Annotated in this window: 19 protein-coding genes and 2 tRNA genes; 7 read left to right on the top strand and 14 right to left on the bottom strand. The window is 32.0% G+C overall.

Annotation, left to right across the window (positions count from 1 at the left end):
- Window positions 1-7 precede the first annotated feature (7 nt).
- The 9 genes from scpA to AC2GW8_RS06745 form a co-directional block, all read right to left on the bottom strand.
- Window positions 8-2,071, bottom strand: coding sequence for a methylmalonyl-CoA mutase (gene scpA / locus AC2GW8_RS06785; RefSeq protein WP_440882010.1), 2,064 nt, complete (start codon window positions 2,069-2,071; stop codon window positions 8-10).
- Between the two features lies 1 nt (window position 2,072).
- Window positions 2,073-3,425: a methylmalonyl-CoA mutase subunit beta gene (locus AC2GW8_RS06780; protein WP_440882009.1), complete on the bottom strand. Its 1,353-nt coding sequence runs from the start codon at window positions 3,423-3,425 to the stop codon at window positions 2,073-2,075.
- Window positions 3,422-3,742 carry an FtsB family cell division protein gene (locus AC2GW8_RS06775; RefSeq protein ID WP_440882008.1) on the bottom strand — a complete coding sequence of 107 codons (321 nt, stop codon included), beginning with the start codon at window positions 3,740-3,742 and terminating at the stop codon, window positions 3,422-3,424. The genes AC2GW8_RS06780 and AC2GW8_RS06775 overlap by 4 nt, the downstream gene beginning before the upstream one ends.
- Window positions 3,742-4,344 (bottom strand): uridine kinase, encoded by a 603-nt coding sequence (gene udk / locus AC2GW8_RS06770; RefSeq protein ID WP_440882190.1) that lies wholly within the window; start codon window positions 4,342-4,344, stop codon window positions 3,742-3,744. The genes AC2GW8_RS06775 and udk overlap by 1 nt, the downstream gene beginning before the upstream one ends.
- A 95-nt stretch (window positions 4,345-4,439) precedes the next feature.
- A tRNA-Thr gene (locus AC2GW8_RS06765) sits at window positions 4,440-4,513 on the bottom strand.
- A 260-nt stretch (window positions 4,514-4,773) separates the two neighbouring features.
- Window positions 4,774-5,865: an acyltransferase family protein gene (locus AC2GW8_RS06760; protein WP_440882007.1), complete on the bottom strand. Its 1,092-nt coding sequence runs from the start codon at window positions 5,863-5,865 to the stop codon at window positions 4,774-4,776.
- A gap of 10 nt (window positions 5,866-5,875) precedes the next feature.
- Complete coding sequence (locus AC2GW8_RS06755) at window positions 5,876-7,207, bottom strand: sugar MFS transporter (protein WP_440882006.1); 1,332 nt, start codon at window positions 7,205-7,207, stop codon at window positions 5,876-5,878.
- Window positions 7,208-7,364: 157 nt separating this feature from the next.
- On the bottom strand, window positions 7,365-8,078 hold the full coding sequence (locus tag AC2GW8_RS06750) for a LytR/AlgR family response regulator transcription factor (protein ID WP_440882005.1): 714 nt from the start codon (window positions 8,076-8,078) through the stop codon (window positions 7,365-7,367).
- Between the two features lie 5 nt (window positions 8,079-8,083).
- A complete protein-coding gene (locus tag AC2GW8_RS06745; RefSeq protein ID WP_440882004.1) occupies window positions 8,084-8,833 on the bottom strand; it encodes a sensor histidine kinase in 750 nt (249 codons plus the stop codon).
- Between the two features lie 669 nt (window positions 8,834-9,502).
- Between AC2GW8_RS06745 and AC2GW8_RS06740 the strand changes: the two genes are divergently transcribed.
- The 6 genes from AC2GW8_RS06740 (at window position 9,503) to AC2GW8_RS06715 (ending at window position 20,791) form a co-directional block, all read left to right on the top strand.
- Window positions 9,503-12,583, top strand: coding sequence for a TonB-dependent receptor domain-containing protein (locus AC2GW8_RS06740; protein WP_440882003.1), 3,081 nt, complete (start codon window positions 9,503-9,505; stop codon window positions 12,581-12,583).
- A 13-nt stretch (window positions 12,584-12,596) separates the two neighbouring features.
- Window positions 12,597-14,174 carry a RagB/SusD family nutrient uptake outer membrane protein gene (locus AC2GW8_RS06735; protein WP_440882002.1) on the top strand — a complete coding sequence of 526 codons (1,578 nt, stop codon included), beginning with the start codon at window positions 12,597-12,599 and terminating at the stop codon, window positions 14,172-14,174.
- A gap of 152 nt (window positions 14,175-14,326) precedes the next feature.
- Entirely contained in the window at window positions 14,327-16,243 is a 1,917-nt protein-coding gene (gene nagB / locus AC2GW8_RS06730; RefSeq protein WP_440882001.1) for a glucosamine-6-phosphate deaminase, read from the top strand.
- A 130-nt stretch (window positions 16,244-16,373) separates the two neighbouring features.
- Window positions 16,374-18,455 (top strand): beta-N-acetylhexosaminidase, encoded by a 2,082-nt coding sequence (locus AC2GW8_RS06725; protein WP_440882000.1) that lies wholly within the window; start codon window positions 16,374-16,376, stop codon window positions 18,453-18,455.
- Between the two features lie 368 nt (window positions 18,456-18,823).
- The gene (locus AC2GW8_RS06720; RefSeq protein ID WP_440881999.1) at window positions 18,824-19,414 is read left to right on the top strand and encodes a Crp/Fnr family transcriptional regulator; all 591 of its coding nucleotides are present in this window, start codon (window positions 18,824-18,826) and stop codon (window positions 19,412-19,414) included.
- Between the two features lie 69 nt (window positions 19,415-19,483).
- Window positions 19,484-20,791 carry a M20 metallopeptidase family protein gene (locus AC2GW8_RS06715; RefSeq protein WP_440881998.1) on the top strand — a complete coding sequence of 436 codons (1,308 nt, stop codon included), beginning with the start codon at window positions 19,484-19,486 and terminating at the stop codon, window positions 20,789-20,791.
- A 457-nt stretch (window positions 20,792-21,248) separates the two neighbouring features.
- Here AC2GW8_RS06715 and AC2GW8_RS06710 read toward each other — a convergent pair.
- Window positions 21,249-21,323, bottom strand: a tRNA-Pro gene (locus AC2GW8_RS06710).
- Between the two features lie 135 nt (window positions 21,324-21,458).
- A complete protein-coding gene (locus AC2GW8_RS06705) occupies window positions 21,459-21,689 on the bottom strand; it encodes a hypothetical protein (RefSeq protein WP_440881997.1) in 231 nt (76 codons plus the stop codon).
- Window positions 21,690-22,075: 386 nt separating this feature from the next.
- On the opposite strand from AC2GW8_RS06705, the gene AC2GW8_RS06700 reads away from it, so the two are divergent.
- Entirely contained in the window at window positions 22,076-22,690 is a 615-nt protein-coding gene (locus AC2GW8_RS06700) for a DUF1684 domain-containing protein (protein WP_440881996.1), read from the top strand.
- Between the two features lie 24 nt (window positions 22,691-22,714).
- Here the strand turns inward: AC2GW8_RS06700 and AC2GW8_RS06695 are convergent, their stop codons facing one another.
- From AC2GW8_RS06695 to AC2GW8_RS06685, 3 genes are all read right to left on the bottom strand, one after another.
- Window positions 22,715-23,422, bottom strand: coding sequence for a crotonase/enoyl-CoA hydratase family protein (locus tag AC2GW8_RS06695; protein WP_440881995.1), 708 nt, complete (start codon window positions 23,420-23,422; stop codon window positions 22,715-22,717).
- A 1-nt stretch (window position 23,423) separates the two neighbouring features.
- Complete coding sequence (crcB, locus tag AC2GW8_RS06690; RefSeq protein ID WP_440881994.1) at window positions 23,424-23,795, bottom strand: fluoride efflux transporter CrcB; 372 nt, start codon at window positions 23,793-23,795, stop codon at window positions 23,424-23,426.
- Between the two features lie 215 nt (window positions 23,796-24,010).
- Window positions 24,011-24,982 (bottom strand): DoxX family protein, encoded by a 972-nt coding sequence (locus AC2GW8_RS06685; protein ID WP_440881993.1) that lies wholly within the window; start codon window positions 24,980-24,982, stop codon window positions 24,011-24,013.
- Window positions 24,983-24,986: the final 4 nt, after the last annotated feature.

Below are 24,986 nucleotides of genomic sequence, written 5' to 3'. Positions count from 1 at the left end.
TTATAAGCTAATCTTGGGTACTATCAATTAGAATTTTTAACATATCAATTGCAGCCTGAGCTATTTTTGTTCCAGGTCCAAAAACACCCAAAGCACCAGAATCAAATAAAAACTGATAATCTTGTGCAGGAATAACGCCACCTACAATGACCATAATATCTTCACGATCGTATTTTTTTAGTTCAGCAACAACTTGTGGAACAAGTGTTTTGTGCCCAGCGGCTAATGAAGATATTCCCAGTATATGAACATCATTTTCGATTGCTTGTTTTGTAGCCTCTTGTGGAGTTTGAAAAAGAGGACCGATATCTACATCAAATCCTAAATCAGCGTATCCTGTAGCAACAACTTTAGCACCACGATCATGACCGTCCTGACCCAATTTTGCAATCATGATTCTTGGACGACGGCCTTCAATTTCAGCAAATTTGTCAGCTAATTCAGATGCTTCCTTAAATAATTCATCGTCCTTTATTTCTTTACTATACACACCTGAAATGGTTTTATGAACTGCCTTATGACGATTAAATATACTTTCAAGCGCATCGGAGATTTCACCAAGGGAAGCCCTGGTTCGAGCTGCATTTACTGCAAATTCTAAAAGATTACCTTCTCCTGTTTTGGCACATTCTGTTAATATTTTTAATGATTGTTTAACCTTATTATTATCTCTATTCTTTCTTAAAGTGTTTAGCCTCTCAATTTGTGACTTTCTAACAGCTTCGTTGTCAACTTCAAGTATATGTAACGGATCTTCTTTCTCTAATTGGTATTTGTTTACACCAACAATTACATCTTGACCGCTATCAATTTTTGCTTGTTTTTTAGCGGCAGCCTCTTCAATACGCATTTTAGGAATACCTTGCTCGATCGCTTTGGTCATACCTCCAAGCTCCTCAACTTCCTGAATTAATTCCCATGCCTTATTTGCGATAGTTTCAGTTAGTTCTTCAAGGTAATAGCTTCCAGCCCATGGATCAACAGTTTTTGTGATATACGTTTCTTGTTGTAAATAAATCTGTGTATTACGAGCGATACGTGCAGAAAAATCTGTTGGTAAAGCAATCGCTTCATCCAACGCATTGGTGTGTAGGCTTTGTGTACCTCCAAATGCGGCAGCCATGGCTTCAATTGTAGTTCTTGCAACATTGTTAAAAGGATCTTGTTCTGTAAGACTCCATCCACTTGTTTGACAATGCGTTCTAAGCGCAAGTGATTTTGGATTCTTTGGATCAAATTGTTTTACAATTTTAGCCCATAGCATCCGGCCAGCTCTCATTTTTGCTATTTCCATAAAATGATTCATTCCTATAGCCCAGAAGAAAGATAAACGAGGAGCAAAAGTGTCAATATCCATTCCTGATTGAATACCCGTCCTAATATATTCAAGACCATCAGCTAATGTATATGCTAATTCGATTTCAGGAGTAGCTCCAGCCTCTTGCATGTGATATCCTGATATTGAAATAGAGTTAAATTTTGGCATTTTTTGACTTGTATACTTGAAAATATCAGCGATAATTTTCATAGAAGGAGTCGGAGGGTAGATGTACGTATTTCGTACCATAAACTCCTTTAAGATATCATTTTGAATGGTGCCCGATAAAAGTTCTGCAGAAACACCTTGTTCTTCTGCTGCTACTATATAAAATGCTAGTATAGGAAGTACAGCTCCATTCATTGTCATAGACACAGACATCTTATCAAGCGGTATTTGATCGAACAGTATTTTCATATCTTCAACTGAATCAATGGCAACACCAGCCTTTCCAACATCTCCCTGCACTCTTTCGTGATCAGAATCGTATCCTCTGTGTGTTGCTAAGTCAAAAGCAACGGAAAGTCCTTTTTGCCCAGCAGCTAGATTTCTTCTATAAAAGGCATTACTTTCTTCTGCAGTTGAAAAACCTGCGTATTGCCTTATTGTCCAGGGTCTTCTGACATACATGGTGGAGTATGGGCCTCTTAAGTTAGGAGTAATACCAGCAGCAAAATGCTCATGTTTTAGTGTTGTTGCATGGTCTGGCTTTTTTTCGATCAAACGAATATTTGATACATTTTTTCTATTCATCTTACGATTCCTTTTTTAAACGATTCTTTTCGAGTTGTTCTGCTAATCTATTTTGAATAATAGGCTCTATGAGTGTTTTTTCTTTTCTTGATTTTACGAAAGAAGGAGAATTAATTATTGTTCCCATTTTGTCATTGGGATTTTGAATTTTATTTGTACCTAATAGAACAAGTTCTTCATTGTTAAATTGCTCCTGTTCTTTTCTAGCAGATTCTTTTATTTTTTTTTGAATTACTCCGTTTTTTAATTGTTGAAGGAAGCCACCGCCTTTTTCAATCTGTTTGAAAATATCTAAGGATTTGCTAGCGAGTTGTCTTGTTATGCTCTCTATGTAGTATGTGCCATCAGCAATATTTTGTGCTTCTTTAAGCTCACTTTCTTGTTGCAATATTAGAAGTTGGTTTCTTGAAATGCGTTCTCCGAATTCGTCAGATTTTTGAAAGGTTTTATTGTATGGTTGGTTTGAGATTACATCAGAGCCACCTAAAATCCCACTCATACACTCAGATGTTGTTCTTAACATGTTTACATTATAGTCGTACAAAGTTTTGTTTCTTAGACTCGGTTTGGAGAATATTAGTGTATGTGTTTCTTGAGAATTGTATTCGTTAAGTAGTGATCTCCAGAGTATTCTTAAGGCTCTTAATTTAGCTATTTCAAAAAAATAGTTACTCCCAATAGATATATTAAAGTGAATATGCCTTGCTATTTCTGGACCGAAATAATTTAAATACTCATTGGCATGTGCTAGTGAATAGGCTAGTTGTTGTGGTATGTTAGCACCTGCATTTTGGTAAATTGAAGTGTTTACTGCAAGAAAGTTGTTGGTTTCTTTTGATATATTTTTAACTTCTAAATGGTCTGCTTTAAAGCTATTAAACCAATTCCCTGTTAATGAAAGATTTCCTATTATGTCGATATTAAAAAAGCAGTTTTTTATACCTACATATTTTGAAATATTTTTTGTGAATTCTGAGGATAAAAATTGGAGTTTAAAAAAAACTAATATATTTTTCACCTCTATATTGGCTAATAGAGTTTTGATATTAATTGGTTCTTTAAGAATAAATTCAAGACTATTGGCCCCTCTTTTAAGGGCGTCTATAGCTAAGTAATTTGCTTCTTCTACCTTACCTACTTCGATAGTTTGACATATTTTAAAACCGTTTTTTGGAAGGTCTATTTGATCTAGAGTTCTATCTTCTTTCGTATAAAAAGGTTTAACAGTTATGCCGTCGTTAGTTTTCCATAACAGAGTTTCGTTGTAACTTGCACCTTTAAGGTCTGCTTGAATTTTTGTTTTCCAAGTTTGGGGAGAGACATTTTCAAATTCGTCGAACAAATATTTTTTCATTTATCTTTTATCGTATCAAATTCAATTATATATATATCTTCATTTTCTTTTTTCATTAAATAATTTTCACGAGCATATCTTTCGAGTTCCAGAGAATCTTTTAGTTTTTTAATTACTTCTTTATCTTTTTCAATTTTTTCTTTATGGAATTCAATCCATGTTTTTAGTTCCTTTATTTCGTTATTAAATTCTCTGTGAGTAAGGTAAGAATTTTCGTCTAAAAAGAGCATCCAAAAAACAAATACGGTTAAAATAATAATATAAATATTCGTAAAAAAAATAAAAAAAGGTTTCTTCTTGGCTGATTTAAAATTCATCACAAACGGTCATTGATTACTGTTTTTACAATATCAATAGCAACTTTATTATGTCCGCCACCAGGAATAATGATGTCAGCATAATTTTTTGTTGGTTCTATGAATTGTTGGTGCATAGGTTTTAGGGTGTCTTGATATCTTACCAAAACCTCATTTACATCCCTACCACGTTCTTTAATATCTCTCCTTACACGTCTAATAAGTCTCTCATCCGCGTCAGCATGGACGAATACTTTTATATCACACAAATCTCTTAGCTTTTTGCTATTGAATATAAGTATTCCTTCAACGATAATAACTTTTTTTGGATGTGTTTTTATAGTGTCTTGTGTTCTATTGTGAGAAACAAATGAATATACAGGTTGTTCTATTACTTCTCCATTTTTTAGTTCGGAAAGGTGTTTTACTAAAAGGTCAAAATCTATAGCCCTTGGGTGATCAAAATTTATTTTTGATCTCTCTTCGTAGCTAAGGTCATCATTTTTGCAATAGTAGGAGTCTTGAGATATGACACATACCTCATCTAATAATTCGTTTATTATTTGATTCACCACAGTTGTTTTTCCGCTTCCAGTTCCTCCTGCAATACCGATTACAAAAATATTCTTCATTTAAATTTTAGAAATTATGTTTAACAAATTTAGAAAAAAAAGTGCATAAAAAAAGTGCTAACTAAGCTGTTAGCACTTCTATTAAGAGCCGATAGAGGGACTCGAACCCACGACCTGCTGATTACAAATCAGCTGCTCTAGCCAGCTGAGCTATATCGGCCTTTATCTTTTAAGACGGGGCAAATATATAATGTTTTTGATTATTGGGAAATTTTTTTTTAGTTTTTTTTAAATGTTTTTCAAATGTTTCTTATAATCAGTTTTTTACGGTTTTAAAACTTTTTTGTTGAGAGCTTACATACAAATAAAACATGTAGTTATTCTGTTTTAAAATAGCTATTCATTTTATAAAAATGAAAATAAGTAAGACAGGTGTTTGTTGTTTTAACGTTAGCCTGAAAACATATATAAACAGTTAATTTAAATTTTAATAAAAATTTTCTTTTTGTATAAACTGTAAGCTAGTAAAAGATAAAAAAGCACTACACATAAAGCGTAGCTAAAAGAGGCAAGTTTTAAATCTTTGAAAAAGACAAAAATAGTATCAAAGATCCAAGAATGTATGTTTTGCTTATCATTTACTTTGATCTGATAGAAAAATTTTGAGATGATCATGGATAGAAAATAAATAATGATTGCGTTTTGACTGACGTATATTATTGGCTTTGGAGAAGAAACCCTCTTTAAGTCATTTATGTAATATGCGATAGCTAATGTAAGAGTTCCCCAACCAGAAGTTACCAAAGCGTAACTACTACTCCAAATAGATTTATTTATTGGGAATAAATACCCCCATAGATAACCAGAGAATAGAAGAAATAAAGTACACCAAAGTAATCTTTTTAATTTATCTTCATCGTTTCTTCTAGAAAGAATTATTTTTCCTATTAAAATTCCTAATAGGCATGTAGCGATGGCGGGAATTGTACTTAAAAGTCCTTCAGGATCACTAATAGGTTTCCACATATGACTACCAAGTATCGTTTGGTCTATATAATTGACCCAATTGTTTGATGATTCATCAAATGTAGGAGATTTGCCATCAGGAAGAGGCATAAAATTTAAGAACAGATAATAGCTAAGTAAAATGAATGCTATAATTATGATGATTTTTTTTGTGTCATATTTTAGAAAGATAAACGAAGAACATAAGAAAACAATGCCAATACGTTGAAGAACACCAGGTATTCTTATCTGATTTATAGTTTCAACAAATGGGAAATTAGGAGATGCAGTATTAATTAACAAGCCAAGACCGATCAGTTTAAAGCTTCTGGTTAGAATTTTTTTATAGATATTTCGGTTGATAACTTTATTGCGATAGGCTATTGATATGGAAACTCCTACAATAAATAAAAAAAAAGGAAATATTAGATCAGTTGGAGTGAGGCCATGCCATTTTGCATGAAGTAAGGGAGCGTAAACATGGCTCCATGAACCAGGATTATTTACTAAAATCATACCAGTGATGGTAATACCTCTTAGTGTATCTAACGACTCTAACCGTTTCACAAAAATGGAATTAATTATTTTTTTTTAGCCCTAGTTTATGTCCTGAGACCGCATAATGAAGTATCAGAATATAGCATGGAAAGAGAATCCAATAGCTTGAAGTGGAAGCTTCCATTAATGCCGTACTTGCCTCTATGCCTTGATTGATAAGAGCTTCCTTTTTGTTGTCAACGAACTGACCATATAGAGGGGGGATTATTGCACCCCCAGCAATGGCCATAATTAATAAAGCTGATGCTGTTTTTGTAAATTTTCCAAGTCCTTTTAAAGTTAGCGGCCAAACGGCAGGCCATACTAGAGCGTTTGCAATTCCAAGCGCAGCAACAAATAAAACAGAAATATAACCACTTGTTGATATGATACAAACAGTAAAAATAATACCTAAGATAGCACTTACTCTAAGAGCTAAAGCTTGACTGATAAACTTTGGTATTAAAACAATTCCAAGGGCATATGTGATCACCATTGCCATCAGAGTATAAGTTGTGAAGAATTGTGAGTCTGCCATGGGGATTCCAAGTGATATTCCATAAGCGATAATAGTATCTCCAGCAATAACTTCAGCACCAACATAAACAAACAATGTTGCAACTCCTAGCCATAAGTGGGGAAATTGGAAAATATTTTTTTTATGTGCATGGCTGTTATCCGTTTTTTCATTGTTAGAGGCTTCTACATGAGGGAGCGGCGCTTTTCGTATTAATATTCCTAATATAAATAAAGCGCTAGCCATAACTAAATAAGGAGTGACTACACTATCAGCCATCGTATTTAATAATTCACTTTTTTCTTCAGTACTAACAGTGCTTAGTCTATCCTTTATGCCGGCAATTCCTGATAAAAGTAGTGCAGCAAAAATTGTAGAGCCTAAGGCTCCTGCAATTTTATTAGCGATTCCCATTATGGCAATACGTTTTGCAGCACTTTCTATAGGGCCTAAAATTGTAATATAAGGATTAGAAGCAGTTTGTAATAGTGTCATTCCTGCTCCTTGAACAAAAATACCTAGTAAAAAAATCCAGTAAGTCCTTGCCTCTGCGGCAGGAATAAAAATAAGGGCCCCAATAGCCATTATAAATAAACCCAAAGACATTCCTTTTCTGTAACCAATTTTACTGATGATAAAAGAAGAGGGTAGTGCCATTACAACGAAAGAGATATAAGATGCTGATGCTACCAAATATGATTGTGCGTCTGTTAACTCATTTATAGTTTTCATAAACGGAATTAAAGCACCATTTATCCAAGTAACAAATCCAAAAATAAAAAAAAGTCCCGCAATGATAACGATAGGGATAAATGTAGAATTACGATTCTTTATGTCCTTTGTGCTGTTGGTCATATTTAGTTTAGTTTTATAAATTGACAATTAGGTCAATTCTTTGAAATATTGTTTTCCAATATAAATATTTGAAATTAAAGAAGAACTTAAATTCTCTCATCAACATAAAATTTTAGCTGAACAAAATAAATCACGCTATTAAGCAAAACTGTTCTTGCTAAACATTCGGTATTTTTAAAATTATTTGTTTTGTGTTATTTACATACTTACGACCTATAGGAAGTCTTTTGTCATTTATTTCAATTGAATTTCCTTCAATAGACTTTACTTTATCTATGGCTATGGTATATGATCTGTGGATTCTTAAAAAATTATTTTCTGGAAGCTCTTCTGTAATACTAGTCAATGATTTGTGAACAATATAATTTCCGGTAATTGTGCTGACCTTAATATAATCTTTTAAGCTCTCAATAAATAAAATATCATCATATTTTACCTTAACTAATTTCTTGTCTACTTTAAGAAAAATATAAGATTCCTCTTGTACTATACTACTTTTTATGCTGTCGTTACTATGAATTCGTTGTGTTAGTTTGTTGATTGATTTTAAAAATCTAGGAAAAGGGATTGGTTTAACAAGGTAATCCAAAACATCCAAATCATAGCTATCAGCAGCGAATTCTCTGTACGATGTAGTGATAATTACATGTGGTTTTACAGGTGTATTTCTAAGAAAATCTAATCCATTCATTTTAGGCATATTAATGTCAAGGAATAAAACATCAATATCTTTATTCTCTAGTGTGTAAATAGCCTCAAGGGGGTTGTTGAAGGTGTCTACAATGGAAATATTTTGAAATTCTTGTAAGTGATTTTTAATCACATTTATGGCTAGGGGTTCATCATCTATGATAACACAATTGATTTTCACTGGTTTTAATTTTTTGTTAAAGGAATCTCTATGTAAACTTTATATACGTTGTTTTCTTCTGAAATCTTTAGTTGATAGTTTTTTTCAAAAATTAGATCAAGTCTTCTTTTGGAATTACAATTACCAACTCCTTTTTTTAATGTTTCATTGTTTGTTTTAGTCAAATCATAAGAGTTTTTTAGTATAAAAACTAAGCTGTTATGATTCGTTTTTTCGAATCTAATATATACATAAAATTTATCATTGTTTTTATTCCCGTGTTTAAAACAATTTTCTATGTATGATAAAAAAATTAGTGGAGGAACTTTTACATCATTTATATTACCCTTTATTTTTATATTGATTAGTGCATTTTCGTGGCATCTTAAGGATTCTAAATCTATATAATTTTGTATATAATTAATTTCATTTAGTAAAGATATTTCAGGGTCTTTTATATCATAGATTACATATTGCATTATATCTGATAATTTTAACACAACATCAGAAGCTTTCTTTGATTTTTCAAGAGTCAAGGAATAAAGATTGTTTAATGTATTAAAAAAAAAGTGTGGTTGGATTTGAGCTTTTAAAAAGTTCAATTCTCCTTCAAGATGCTCTTTTTTTAATTTATCAATTCTAGTTTTTTGATTAATCCAATCAACTGTTAATTTGATAGCGGTTGCTAGCGCAAGCACATAAAGTTCTCCTAAAGTAACAGCAATAACATGGTTAAATGTAAAAGGATCTTTCACACCTTCTGCTTCTGGCCACATGTTTTTTGTAACTAAAAGATAATTAAGACCTGTTCTTGCTAGGTAGTTGCCAAACAGTGAAATAAGAATAAGACAAACATATTTGCTATATTTTTTTGGTACTAAAAAAAAAGGAATGAAGAAATAAATATTAGCATAAACTAGTAGTATGTGTAAAAAAAATTCAACCAAATTTGATTTTAAAGAATACCAATAATCATCAAAATAACTTCCCCATCTTATAACGTTAAAAGTGAAATAACTAATCCAGAAAATAATATGATACTTTCTTTTTATTGTTCTATTGTTATGAATTTTTTTAAAAAAAGGTAGCACAGAGTTAAGAAAGTTTATTTGGTGAATTTAAATTGTTTTTTTGAATCATACAAGTAAGATTAATTTGCACGGATATTTGAAATTTGATAATTACTGGCTTTCTTAGATAAATAATAACTCATGCTTAAATGTTTTTTTATTTGTTTTATTTTCAGAGTAATAAATACGAGGCTTATCCGTAAATATTGCTTTTTAGTTTTTGATATTTTGCAATATTAAGGTTTAAGAATAATTTAATTTGTGGTTAGTATGTGTTAGACTGTTGTTTGTTGTTATATTGATGTTGTTTGGATGTATTTTTTTTAACATTTGTTTAACCTAGTTAAATTTAGACCGCAAAAAATTAACATACATATGAAAAACAGCAAAGTTTTATTACTACTATGCTTTTCTTTTTTTCTCACTGAGTTGGTCACTGCTCAAGAGAAAATCATTTCAGGTATTGTTTCGTCAAAAAATGATGGAATGCCTTTACCTGGAGCTGGAGTTCACATAAAAGGAACTTCAAATGGGGTCGAAACCGATTTTGATGGGAAATATGAAATCAAAGCGTCTATTGGAGATGTATTGATTTTTACCTATGTTGGGATGATTACAAAATCAATTGTCATTTCAAGCGAAGAAAGTTTGGATGTAATCTTAGAAGATTCAAACATCTTGGATGAGGTTGTTGTAACAGCGTTGGGGATAAAAAAGACGCGGAAGTCGCTTACTTATGCCGCTCAAGATATAGATGCAAAGGAATTAAGTAAAGTAAAACAAACGAACCCTGTAAATAGCCTTTCAGGTAAGGTTTCAGGTGTAAATATAACGCGAAGTTCATCAGGAGCAGGGGGGTCAGTTAAAGTTGTGCTCAGAGGTAATTCGTCAATAGGTAATAACCAACCATTGTATGTAGTGGATGGAATTCCTCTTAATAATCCATCATCGGGACAACCTAGTTCTACATTTGGAAGTAACAGCGGAGGAAATACCGATGGAGGAGATGTGTTGTCATTAATTAATCCAGATGATATTGAGTCTATAACCGTACTCAAAGGAGCCTCTGCATCTGCCCTATATGGTAATGCCGGGCTAAATGGTGTAATAGTAGTTAACACAAAAAAAGGAAGATCTGGTGCTTTTAAAGTTGATTTTTCTTCCAATTTGGTAGTTGAAAATGCCGCCTACTTTATGAAATTTAATGAGAAAGCCCATGGGGTAATTGATGATTTCTTTAGGGCAGGAACAACAAATATTAATTCTTTGTCAGTTTCTGGTGGTACAGATAAGGCTCAAACATATTTTTCTTACAGTAATAGTTTTGTTGATGGAGTTTTGCCTACAAACTCATTGAGACAACATTCTTTTAGCGTTAGAGAAACGGCGAAGCTTTTTGAAGATAAAGTAACTTTAAGTGCAAATGTTTTAGGGTCAACACAAAGTATCAGTAATAGACCTATATCAGGGCTATATTTTAACCCTCTAGTAGGGGTTTATAATTTTGAATCTTTAACAGAAAATTTATCAGATTACAAAAGATTTGAAGTCTGGAATCCATACAGGGACAGAATGACACAACGTTGGTATAGAGGTCCTGGTCCAGAAGATAATCCGGGGACATTCCGTACCAGTGATATTGAACAAAATCCTTATTGGATTTTAAATAGAAATGCAAGTTCTGATCAAAATGATAAACTGATAGCTTCTTTAAATCTGAATTTTAAGATTAATGATTGGTTGTCTTTGCAAACTCGAGGAACTTATGATCAATCTGTACAGAAATTTGAAAAACGCATTTATGCTTCAACTCAAGCAACTTTAGCTCACGAAAATGGGAGGTATATTGTTAGAGAAAATGAATTTGTACAGCTATATGGAGATATCATAGCCAATATAAATAGTCAAATTACCGATAATTTATCGTTAACAGCAATAATAGGTGGTGCTACCAAGAGAAATACTAGTAAATCTCTTGTAGCTGATTCTGGTACCATTGGAGGTTTGCAGTTTGCAAATTTCTTTGCAATCCAAAATTTTAATGCAAGTGCAGGAGTTGATATTGGGCAAAACAGGTCTGATATTAAAGAAAATTCATTGTTTGGTAGTACAACACTAAACTATGGCGAAAAGTTATTTTTAGATTTAACGTATAGAAAAGATTGGTCGTCAACATTAACAAAATCTTTTGACTACCCTTCGGTAGGTTTAACAGGTGTGTTGAGTGAGATGTTTGACTTAGGAAAAAATATTTCCTTTGCAAAAGTGAGAGCTTCTTATGCAGAAGTAGGAAATGGCTTTGGTTTTAATCAGATAGTTCCTAATGATGAAGTGTCTTTTGGGGGTAATCCTTTAATTGATAATCCACAAGTTTTTCCTGGTTTTGACCCTTTACCAGAAACACAAACTTCTTATGAAGTTGGTACTGAGTGGAAGTTTTTTAACAATCGCTTAGGTTTTGATCTTGGATATTATAACACCAAAACAAAAGATCAATACTACCCTTATGCTGTATCAGTTGCTATTTGGGGTAATTCAATAGCCTATCTTAATTCAGGAGAAATAACTAATTCTGGGATTGAGGCTTCTCTTTTTGGAACTATCCTTGACAAAGAAAAATTAAAGTGGAAGACCAGTTTTAATTTTGCAGCAAATCGAAATAAAATTAATAAAATCTATAACGGTGTAAAAGCTCCGGGTTTAATAGAGCCTAAATTCTTTACGTTATCACCTAAAGGTGTAAATACTTTTGGTTCCTATTTAGTAGAAGGAGGTTCTTTTGGTGACATCTACGCTCAGGTGGTCAAAAGAAATGAAAATGGTTTGCCGATCGTTACTGTTGATAATTCTGTGCCAGGTCAAACATCATACGTTATTCAAAGAGAAGATGCAGAAGTCGATGGCTTGACAAAAGTAGGGAATGCCAACCCTGATTTTACTCTTGGATGGAATAACTCCTTTCAACTAGGTAGCTTTTCATTAGATGTATTGATTGATGGAAAGTTTGGAGGAGAAACAATGAGTTTAACGGAAGCCGTAGTTGAAGGAGGGAGTAATAATTCAGCTAGAGAAACTGCAAATGCTAATGTTGCTGTAGCAGAATATGTCAGAGATTCTAATAATAATATTGTTGGAACTAAAGAATTTACGTTGCCAGCTCAAACTTACTATGGTTTAACAGGAGGGAGAAATAGTTTTACAGGTGAGTATATTTATAGCGCTACAAATGTAAGATTGGCAGAATTTGCCTTAGGTTATGATTTTAAATTATCTGAAAACTCATTCTTTAGGAGAGTTAAAGCATCTCTAATAGGAAATAATTTATTTTTCTTCTATAAAGAAGCTCCACATGACCCAAATTTATCTTTAAGTACAGGGAACGCCCTTCAAGGAGTAGATGTTCTAGGTTTGCCATCAACAAGAAGTATCGGTTTAAATGTTAACTTAAGTTTTTAGAAAAGTTTTTATTATGAGTAATGTATATAAAGTATTCGTAGTCGCAGCCCTTTTATTGAGTGCATTTTTTGGTTGTGATGGATTAGAAGATTACAATATAAACGAAAAAGAAATTAGTAATGATCAGTTGGTTGCTGATTTTCAAATAGCAGGTTCTAAGTTTAAGCCAATATTTCAAAATATTTATCAATTTGATCCAGCTTGGTCATTTCAGTTGCAGCAAAATTTAAACGCTGATATATTTTCTGGTTATATGACAAATCCAAGACCTTTTGTTGCAGGGCAAAACAATACAACCTATAACTTAGTAAGTGGGTGGAATAATTATATTTGGTCAGTACCTTATGAGGGAGTTATGAATTGGGTCAATAAGATTAAGAAGATTAGTAATGATTATCCAACAATGTATGGTGCTGCCTTGATTCTTAAAGTGAGTGCTATGCATAGGGTTTCTGATGTTTTCGGGCCCATTGTGTACAGAAACTTTGGTGATTTTGAAAAAGCAGGAATCTATGATTCTCAAGAAGAGGCTTACAATGCTTTTTTCGTTGATTTAGATCAGGCAACGGCAAACATCATGGCAGATTTGAATAGTATTAGATTTAATAAATTTGATATGGTTTATGGAGGTAATTATACTAACTGGATAAAATTAGCTAATTCAATACGTTTACGTTTAGCTATTAGAATAGCTAAAGTAGCTCCTATGAAAGCCAAAGAAGAAGGTGAAAAGGCTTTAAATCACCCTCTAGGAGTTTTGGAAAGTAATGAAGTTAATTTTACCATAAAAGGAAATATAGCACACCCTTTATCGGTTATTGATAATGCATGGGGGGACATTCGAATGAATGCTTCAATGGAATCTATTTTATTAGGTTATAAAGATCCAAGAGCATTAAAGTATTTTACTGAATCAACAGGAGGAGGTTTAAAAGGTATTCGAAATGGACTTTCTTTAATGGCTGGGTATTCAGATGAAGAGAAACAAAAGACGGCATATCTTGGCTTTTCTGCCTTAAACGATGCTATACACACAACAAATGTTCAATTAATGACTGCTGCAGAGGTTGCTTTTTTAAAAGCAGAAGCATCTCTTAGAGGGTGGAGTGGCTCAGGAGATGCTAGATCAAATTATGAACAAGGGGTTAATTTATCATTTAACCAGCACGCTGCAGAAGGTGTTGCTGCTTACTTAGCAGATAATACTTCAAGACCAGTAGATTACGAAGATCCTCTTAATTCAGGGAATAATATAGCAGCAATGAGTGATATTACTATTGCTTGGAATGAGTCATCTACAAATGAAGAAAAGTTAGAAAGAATCATAACACAGAAATGGATTGCAATGTTCCCAGAGGGGCAGGAAGCATGGAGTGAATATAGAAGAACAGGGTATCCAAAAATTTTTCCGGTGGTGAGTAATCAAAGTGGGGGAACCATAGATACCAATATACAAATACGAAGGATTCCATTTGTTGATAGTGAGAATTCAACAAATGGAATAAATGTTCAAAAGGCAAAAACATTATTAAAAGGACCGGATAACGGTGGGACTCGGCTATGGTGGGATACTGGAAATGCAAATTTTTAGTTACTAAACCATGTTATACGAAATCGAGAATGTGTTTTGCATTCTCGATTGTTTTTAGTAGCATTTTTAAAGCACTTTGTCGAAAAAACTATACGTTCACTTAATGTGCCTATAAATTTAGAATTGCATTTAAATTAAGCTAGAGTATGGTCATGTCAAATTTTAAAGAGATAAACTTTCAGCCTGCAGGGCAGTTTGAAGAAACACGTTTTGAAAAAAATCATAACGTAATATTTGAAAGTTCTTCAGAAGCTTCGAAGATAGTTGCTAAAGAAATAGCAACCTTAATTATTACCAAGTCAAATGAAGATAAAAAATGTGTGCTTGGGTTAGCAACAGGTTCTTCACCCATAAAGGTATATGAAGAGTTGGTTAGACTTCATAAGGAAGAAGGGTTGAGTTTTGCAAATGTTATTACGTTTAATTTAGATGAATACTGGCCAATGAGACCAGACAATATTCAGAGCTACCATTATTTTATGCATGAGCATTTATTTAATCATGTAGATATATTACCAGAAAACATCCATATCCCCAATGGAACTATTAAACAAGAAGAAGTATACCAGTATTGTGTAGATTACGAATTAAAAATTAAAGAAGCAGGAGGGTTAGATTTTCAGCTGTTAGGAATTGGTAGAACAGGGCATATTGGTTTTAATGAACCAGGATCTCATTACAATTCAAGTACAAGGAGTATTACCCTTGATCATATAACAAGAGAAGATGCCTCCTCTAGTTTCTTGGGTCTTGATAATGTCCCTAGGAAGGCAATTACTATGGGAATTAGTACTATAAAAAAAGCAAAAAGAGTTGTTTTACTGGCTTGGGGTGAAACAAAAGCCAAAGTAGTGCAAAGAACTATTGAAGGAGATATTACATCAAAAGTACCAGCAACTTATCTTCAAAATCATCAAAATGCAACTTTTGTTATAGATAAGGCTGCAGCTTCTGAACTAACTAGGATAAAAACACCTTGGTTAGTAACCTCTTGTGTTTGGACAGAGGAGCTTAAAAAGAAAGCTATTTTTTGGTTAAGTAATAAAGTTAAAAAGCCCATTTTAAAACTTACAGATAAAGATTACAATGATAAAGGAATGGCTAGTTTATTGGTTGAAGAAGGTAACGCTTATGAACTAAATATTAAAATATTTAATAGTCTTCAAAAAACAATCACAGGTTGGCCAGGAGGAAAACCGAATGCTGATGATTCCAAAAGACCTGAGAGAAAATTTCCAGAAAGAAAAAGAATCATCATTTTTAGTCCGCATCCAGATGATGATGTTATATCTATGGGAGGAACTTTTGATCGATTAGTTGAGCAAGGTCATGAAGTTCATCTGGCTTATCAGACCTCAGGCAATATTGCAGTTTCGGATGAAGATGCTCTTCGATTTGCCGAGGTATCTAAAGTTTTAAGCCCAGGTTCGGAAAGAATAGGTACTATTATCAATTTTTTAAGGAATAAAAAAACTAATGAGATAGATACGTTAGACGTAAGAAAGTTGAAAGGAGAAATTAGAAAAGCAGAGTCTCTAGGAGCCACAAGATATATGGGAGTTTCGGATGAAAATGTTCATTTTTTGAATTTACCTTTTTATGAAACGGGCAGAGTCAAAAAAGATAATTTATCTAAGATAGATATCGATATTATGTGTAGTATCATTGAAGAGGTTAAACCACATCAAATATATGCCGCAGGTGATTTAGCAGATCCCCACGGAACACACAAAGTATGCTTAGATGCTCTTTTCGAAGCCTTGGCATTATTGAAAACTGAAACTTATATGAAAGACTGTTGGGTTTGGTTGTATAGGGGGGCGTGGTTTGAATGGCAGCCTCATGAAATCGAAATGGCGGTTCCGATGAGTCCAGATCAGGTTGTTAAAAAAAGACATGCTATTTTTTATCATCAATCTCAAAAGGATAAAGTAATGTTTCAGGGTAATGACACCAGAGAATTTTGGGTGAGAGCCGAGGATAGAAACAGGTCAACAGCAGAAAAATATAGAAAACTAGGTATGGCAGATTATGCAGCAGTTGAAGCGTTTAAGCGTCATTATTTTTAAAATAAATATTTACGAAACTTATTGTTGTTTTCAAAGAGAATAGCCTTTTTAGCTACTAATTAGTAATAAAGTTAAGAGGGTTATTTTATTAGAAATCAAGTGTAAAAAAATAAAATATCAAAAAAATAAAATGTTAATTACTTCTAAAAGAATTGAAATAGATTATATGTGGAAAAGTGTTATAGTAGGTTTGCTATTTCTTTCTTTATCAATGCGAGGTCAGCATCAACTAGCGAACAAATATGATTTAATGCCTTGGCCGCAACAAATTAAGGCGAATGAAAATACTGTTCATATTACAAAAGATTTTATAATTTCTATCCATAAAAAAGAAGGGCGTGTTTATGAGTATGCTACCAACATTATCAGGAGGATTAGTAATAGAACAGGTGTTTTTATAAATGAAGGATTTCCGATAGTAAATTCTAAAAAAGCTACCGTTCAAGTAACTTTTAAAGAAATGTCTGAGTTAAAACTAAGATCAGATGAATCTTATAAGTTACGTGTGAAGAAAGATGTTGTTGAGGTTTTAGCAAATACAGATATTGGGGCTCTTCGAGGACTTGAAACATTGATGCAATTAATTGATTATAATGATACAGCTTTCTTTTTCAAGGGAGTCGAGATTGAGGATTATCCAAGATTTGATTGGAGAGGTTTAATGATTGATGTTTCAAGACATTTTCATCCAATAGAGGTTTTAAAAAGAAATATAGATGCCATGGCCTCAATGAAAATGAATGTTTTTCATTGGCATTTGTCCGATGATCAAGGTTTTAGGGTTGAGTCGAGTCACTACCCTAGATTACATGAATTGGGCTCAGATGGCTTTTTTTACACAAAAAATCAAATAAAAGACTTGGTTACGTATGCTGATAAACGAGGGATAAGAGTAGTGCCGGAAATCGATGTTCCTGGTCATGCTACGGCTATCTTAACCGCATATCCTGAATTAAGCAGTAAAAAAGATTTTACATACGAAATAGAGCGATTTTCAGGAATTTTTAATCCGACATTAAATCCGATAGAACCTGAAGTGTATGTGTTTTTAGATAGTCTATTTGCCGAAATAGCTCCATTATTTCCAGACGAATATTTTCATATTGGAGGAGATGAAAACGAAGGGATTCATTGGGATGAAAATAAGAATATTCAGAAGTTTAAGTTAGAAAAAGGATTAAAGAATAATCATGAATTACAAACCTATTTCAATGTAAAGCTTCAAAAAATACTCAAAAAGTACGGTAAGAAACTAATGGGATGGGATGAGATCATGACTGATGGAATGCCTAAAAGTGCGATTATTCATTCATGGAGAGGTATTAATGAAGGATTTAAAGAAGGAACTTTGGTTGAAGCTGTTAAAAAAGGATACCAAGCAGTTTTATCAAATGATTATTATATTGATAGGGTACAATCAGTAGACCACCACTATCTTTTTGATCCAGTAGGAGATAGTTTCTTAACAAGTGAAGAGAAAAGTAGAGTTTTAGGAGGTGAGGTAACTATGTGGAGTGAGTTGGTGACTCCTTTAACGATTGATTCTAGAATTTGGCCTAGAACAGCTGCTATAGCTGAAAGATTTTGGTCTCCTAAAAAAGTGAAAAATCTAGAAAATATGCGTAAACGATTGTCTAAAGTGAGTTTTCAACTAGAGGAGTTGGGGCTAAAGCATTATAGTTTTAGAGAACAAATTTTAAGAAATATCTCCAAGTCAGAAGAAATTGAATCCTTGAAAATTCTTACTTCTATATACGAGCCATTAAAAATTTATACGAGAAATAAAGGTGGAACTGAGTATAAAACATTTTCGCCTTTTACCTTATTTGCTGATGCTTGTACGGCTGATGCTTCAATGGTTCATAGTTTTCAATTACTAGTTGATTCTTATATTAAGCAGCCCAATATGATTAAAAATACTGAATTACAATCATATTTTGCAGCATGGAGAGATGGATATTTAAAGTTTAAAACTTTAAAGAAGAATCCAATATTGAATGAATTAGAAATCCATTATTACCATTTAAATAAGCTTTCTACAATATGCTTAGAAATTCTTCAGGAGAAAACGGAAGTAACTAAATTAATGCTTCAAGATCTAGAGGAGTCGATACAAGAATTAGAAAAGCCATTAGTAGACACTGAATTGGCAGCAATGCCAAGTATACAAAAGTTTTTTAATAGTATTAAGACTAACAATGTGTTAAAGTAGTTTATTTAAATGATTGTTTTGTTTGCTGATTGAAAGAGGAATATTAAAGAATCGATTGAGGTTTGACTTTATTTTTAGGAAAGATATTATATTCTATAAGCGTTAAAGGTTTATAGAATTATTTATATTAAAATTTGAGAACTCTTCTTTCTGTTTTGTAAAGTAATTACAATATTTTTGATAAATTTAGATCATAGCTCTAAAATAATTTTTAAAATTTTGACAAAAAAATATTTACATTTGAAAAAATACAATTAAAGTGCTAAAATATTGTGTTTCCATTTATACTTGAAATTACAGTAAAAGAAAAAGATTGTTTTTATTATGATGATTTTAAATCATTGAATTAACCAATAAGTTTGTCTGTTATGGAGGAAAAATACAATGCATATATTTCTGAATATCTTCAAGAATTCAAGTATGCAACAAAAGAAGAACTTGCATTTATTCGGCCGCATATAAATATCCAAGAATACCGTAAGAAGTCATTTTATTTAAAAGAAGGCAGTATTCAAAGAGAAATGGGGTATGTCTCTAAAGGTCTTTTAAGAAGGTATTATATAAATCAAAAAGGAAGAGATATTACTACTGGTTTTGTGTCTGAAAATGAATATGTTACCGATTATCCAGCATTTTTACAGCAACGACAAACAAAATATTATATTCAATGCTTAGAGCCTTCCATAATTCTATTATTACCCTACGAAAAAATAATAGAGAGTTATCAAAAGTTTTCTAATGGTCAAATGTATGGAAGACTTATCGCTGAAAAGGTGCTTAATGTTTTGACAGATAGGGTAGAAAGTTTCTTGTTCAATACTGCAGAGGAGCGTTACTTAGAGTTTATCCAAAACAATCCAGAACTCACCAATCGGATAAGTTTAACACACCTGTCTTCTTTTTTAGGTGTGGAGCGTCAGTCGTTAAGTCGAATTCGAGGAAAGTTGGTAAAGAAGTAATTATGTCACAAATGTGTCAGGTGCATTTAGTAGCAGATTCTCAAATTTGTAGTATTAGATTTAAAAATTATGGAAAAATTAAATATTTTTATTAAATGCGTTTTTTTAACAGTAATTATCTTTTTTAGCGTTAATCTCAATGCACAAAATGGGACAACGATAGAAACTATTTCAGACTCTTTATATCAAGAATTATTAGAGGTTAGAAAGTATTTGTATAATAATCCTGAATTGGCAGGTACAGAGAAAATAACCTCTTCTTTTATTGAGAAATATTTAGTGAGTTTAGGTTTAGAAGTTAAAACAAATATAGGGGGGTATGGTGTTGTAGGGATATTGAATGAGGGTAAAAAAGGAAAAAAAATAGCTTGGCGCGCAGATATGGACGCAATATCAAATCATAAACATATTGAAAATGAACTCCATACAGAAAATAGTAATGCGGCTCATTATTGCGGGCATGATGTTCATACTACAATAGCTTTAGGAATAGCTACTATTTTAGCGAAAAGAAAAAGTTATATTCAAGGTACAGTATATTTTATTTTTCAGCCTTCTGAAGAAAATTATAAGGGAGCTAGAGCTATGTTAGCCGATGGTTTGTTGGATATTATACAACCAGATGAGATTTATGCAGCTCACATTTCGCCAATGCCTGTTGGTCTGATAGCTTCAAAAAAAGGATATCTTTTTGCGGATTATAAACAAATTAACATTACCTTCAAAAAGACGAAGTTTAATGATGAATTGATAACGTACACTAAAAATATTTTGTCAGATTTACAGAATGTGACACCAAATAGTGATTTTTGGAGAATGGATAATTTAATGCGTCCTGATATAGGTATTGGGAGTCCTAAAACTATCTTTAAAGACTTTATCACGGTGCAAGAGAATTTCGAGGTAATTGAAAACAATAAAACAATTACGATTAGCGGTTATTTGAGTGCAAGCAATAAAAAATTGATGGAAGGGGCTCGACATCAATTACAACAACAAATTGCATTTTCACGTTATGCTAAAAAATTAAAGAAAGTCGAATTTAACTCTAGTAAGTTTGTTTATTCGAAAGAAAGAGCAAACATAACAAATAACGCTTTTTTAGTGGAAAAGGCTATTGAAATTCTATCGAAAAATAAGAGTTCCTTGATTACAACAATTCCCTTGTACGGAGTAATCCCTGATGGTAGAGGAGATGATTTCGCGTATTTTCAAAAAGAAATTCCTAGTGTATATTTTTTTATCGGTGGTTCAAATTTTAAAAAGGGGATGATAGCTATGCCCCATACACCCAATTTCACTGTAGATACGAATGTAATAAAAGTTGGAGTAACCGCATTTAGTTCGTTACTTATGAAAAGAGTCAATGAAAAATAGGGAAGGAAATAGCAAACTAATAAAAACAAAACTATTACATGGGTATAGTATTTTTAAAGCTATTTTATAATCATGAATTGACCATTTATAATTAATAAAAAAAGAAGCTTTGGAGTAGTAGCGATGCAGAAATATGATAATTTATTTCAGGTTAAGTTCAAAATCCGAATTCGAAATTGTAGTTGTTATAACAAGATTTCAAGCAACGTAGTTTAGTTACTGCTGTCAATAAACAAAACTAGTTTGTATTTAGAATTTATTTTTGAGATTTTTTAAAGGTCAAATTTATTACAGTTTTTACTTTTATGGCTAAAAAATGGATTTATGATCAGTTTAAGGAGTGGACTTAAAAGAGTAAGTGTCTTAAGTCCTTAATCTTAGTAAATAGTGAACGTATGATAAAATAAAAGAGAAGTATTTTTAAATACACTATTCTTAATTTTTTACAAAAAGATAGTCGGGATGAAAGGATTCGAACCTTCGATCTCTGGTCCCCCAGACCAGCACTTTAACCGGACTAAGCTACATCCCGATGGCTGGGGCAAAAGTAATAAAAAATCTAGGAGTAAACCTAGATTTTTTTTCAAGAATAAATTTTGTTTGAGAGAAGCTTTTAAAAACTTCTAACAACTTAATCATATTAACGGTTAAAATTTAGATTTAGTATTTAAACCGTTAGCGGTGCTCCTTTTAATCTTTTTTCTATTTTTTGTTTTACTACAGTCAAACGCTTCATTAAGTCCATTAACGTTACATCTTTTGTTTCTTTATAAACTTCGTTAATTTCCAAAATTAAAGCTTTTGCTTCTCTGGAAGCTACAATTCTATCACTGGTAGTAACAAATTTGAATTTTCTATTTTCAAATTCTTCTGCTTTACTAATTAACTCTGTATTCATATTTCCTTCTTTCGTATTAAATTATAAACCATTTTTCACCGTTTTATATCATTATCGAATTAATTAAATACTATAAATCTCTATTTTAATTCATTTTGTAATCATGATAATAATGACAAAAATGGGGTTCAAATATATAGTTATCTTTGATTTTTTTATGTTAAAAAATAATCAAAATATTTTATTTTGTAATAAATTTTTATTATTGAGTGCAATAAGTTAAGTGTAGATTTCTTGATTTCTAATGCAATTAACTCAAATATAATAATTATTTCTTATAAACGCAACAAATATAGATTTATTTGATGCAATTTAAAAATCCTATGTAATAGAATTGATAGAAATTAATTTTAAGAGTTATTTTAGCATTATAATTAAGTTATAACATGAAACAACATAAGCGATTACTTATATTACTATTCCCTGTTTTTTTTACCTCTTGTAGCTCACAAGATAAAAAGCAGGTTGCCGGCAAGACAGCTTTTCAAATAAAAATGAATCGTAAATTTAAAGACGCTTCTACTACACCTTTAACTAAAAGAGCATTAAAAAAATTTAAGGAATTGAATTTTTTCCCTGTGGATGAAAAATATAAGGTTGTTGGAAAATTTGTAAGAACATCTAATGAACCACCAAAAAGCTTTCCAACAACAACCGAGAGGGTAGTAGTTTATAGAAAATATGGAGAGCTTTATTTTACAATTGATAATAACTCTTTAAAATTGAATGTTTATAAGGATGAGTTTCCAATAAGAGGATTTGAACAACATCTTTTTTTACCTTTTTTGGACAAAACGAATGGAACTTATTCGTATAGAGGAGGTAGGTTTGTAGATATTCAAACAAGTGACATAGCAATTGATGGAAGTATAACCATCGACTTTAATAATGCATATAATCCTTATTGCGCTTATAATGAAAACTATTCTTGCCCTATTATACCAAGAGAGAATTATCTTGATATAGAGATCAAAGCAGGTGTAATGATTTATAAAAAATAAAAAGCCCTTATTTGAGGGCTTTTTTTATTTTGAAGGAGGTGTCAGTCCTTCTTTAAGATCTTTTTGAATTGCCTCTTCTATACTTTTTAAGTATTTAGCTCTTACCTTTAGTTTTGTTTCAGCATGAGCTTTTAGATTCAACTGTCCAAACATTTCAGCAACCTTAATTGCAGTGGGAAGTAATATATCATCTGATGGGACGATTTTATCTAGAAAACCAGCATGAATTGCTTCTTTAGGGGTATAAATTTCGGCATTATTAACACTTCTTTCCAAAAACACAGGGCTTAATCTGCCTTTCGCAATTTCAATTCCTGCATTATGCATTGTCATACCAATCATAACTTCATTTAACCCAACTTTAAATTGTCCGTCAATACCGAGCCTGTAATCCGCTGACAAAAGTAAAAAAGCCCCCTTGGCAATGGCATGACCATTACATGCTGCAATTATAGGGAGCGGAAAGCGTAACATCTTTAATGCTAATTGAGATCCTCGTGTAACCAACTCAAGAGCTGATTCAGGAGAAGTCATCATTGATTTTAAATCGTATCCTCCTGAGAAAATACCTGACTTTCCTGTTAATATAACAACCTTTTTATTACTTTCTGCCCTGTCTAATGCAGCATTCAATTCATCAATGACTTGGTGAGAAATAGCATTTACTTTTCCATTATTAAGTGTAATGATTGCATAATTGCTATCCTCTTTATATTGTGTAAGTTTATCCATGTTAAACTATTTTAGTTATAAAAATTGCGCCAAAAACAGCAAGACATCCAAGAGTTAAGCTAGATAGGGTATAGGTAAAGAATAAGAGAAAATCTCCCGACTTTAAGAAAGTATGATTTTCAAAAGCAAAGGAAGAAAAAGTAGTAAAGCCACCACAAAATCCAGTTGCTAAAAATAACGTCTGGCTATGGGTTAATGATTGATTTTTTGTAGCATACCCTAATATCAATCCAATTAAAAAGCTACCAAGTATGTTAACTGCAAAAGTTCCATAAGGAATGCTATTTGGAGTATTATTCAAAAGTTTACTTATAAAATAACGTAAAGCACTTCCTATACCTCCTCCTAAAAAAACTAAGATGAACTGTTTCATTATTCGCGAATATACTAAAACTCTTACTTAGAACTAAGGATAATAATAAGATACTTTCATAACAAAAGATATTTAATTATTTGTGGAAAACTGATGTTGTTTTATAAAAGGAAAAGTAATCCTTTTTTAAGTAAGGAGAATTATAACAATCATTAAAAAAAAGACTTACTGTCATTGAAGATAGTAAGCCAATTTATTGATCATGATTAGAATTTTTATTTTAAGATTACTTCCTCAGCATCTGTCCAATTCCATTTTCCTTTTATAATTCCTTTTTCTACAGTCATAATTCCAGGATTTCCTCTAATGGCTGTTTTTAAGGCAGTTTCATCACAGAAACCAAAAGGATAAGGTAAATTATACTTACTTTGGGTGGCCTCTAAATCTTCTATATATGAAGCTGTTAAAACATAGATTTGATAACCTTTATCGTTTGCGGCCTTTGCAATTTCTGCAACAGGGGCAATACCTTTTTCTTCCGTTTTGTCAAAGTTGTACATCATGATTAACATTGCTTTATCATGAGCAAGCATTGCTTCCATTTGATCTCCATCATCCGTTTCAATCATAAAATCATGAATTGGAGGAATTTCTCCGTTCTCTTTGTATTCCATATTATCTGCTATATCGGTACCTATCGAATACGCTCTAAAATCAATTATTGGTAAGTGATTTAGAACGTGATTTACTATAACAAGAGATATGGCAATAGAGGCAATAGAAGCAATAGAAGCAAACTTATTTGATACAATAGCTTGGATATGCTTAAGCCCTAAGATTAAAGCGACAATGAAAAACATAAATATGACGTTTTTATAAAATGTTTCTTTTGGAGTGAGTTTGACAGCATCTCCAAAACATCCACAGTCAGTTACTTTATTGTATGTGTATGAGTACCATGTTAAGAATAAGAAAATTAGGTTAAGACCAAATAAACTCCAAACAGTAAATTTCGGTTTATATCCAACCAGTAGCATAATACCTAGGGCAAGTTCTGAAATAATTAATAAAATTGAAAAAGGAAGTGCAAAAGGAATTAGGAATTCAAGATTCAAGACACTTTCACTAAAGTATTCTTCAAATTTAAACTGTGAACCTATAGGGTCAACTAGTTTAACAAAGCCAGAGTAAATAAATAATACTCCGACAAGTACTCTAGAAATATGGGTGGTTATTTTTAGTATCATAATA

It is taken from the genome of Tenacibaculum profundi (assembly GCF_057162725.1).
This window is presented reverse-complemented; position numbering and strand designations above follow the sequence as displayed.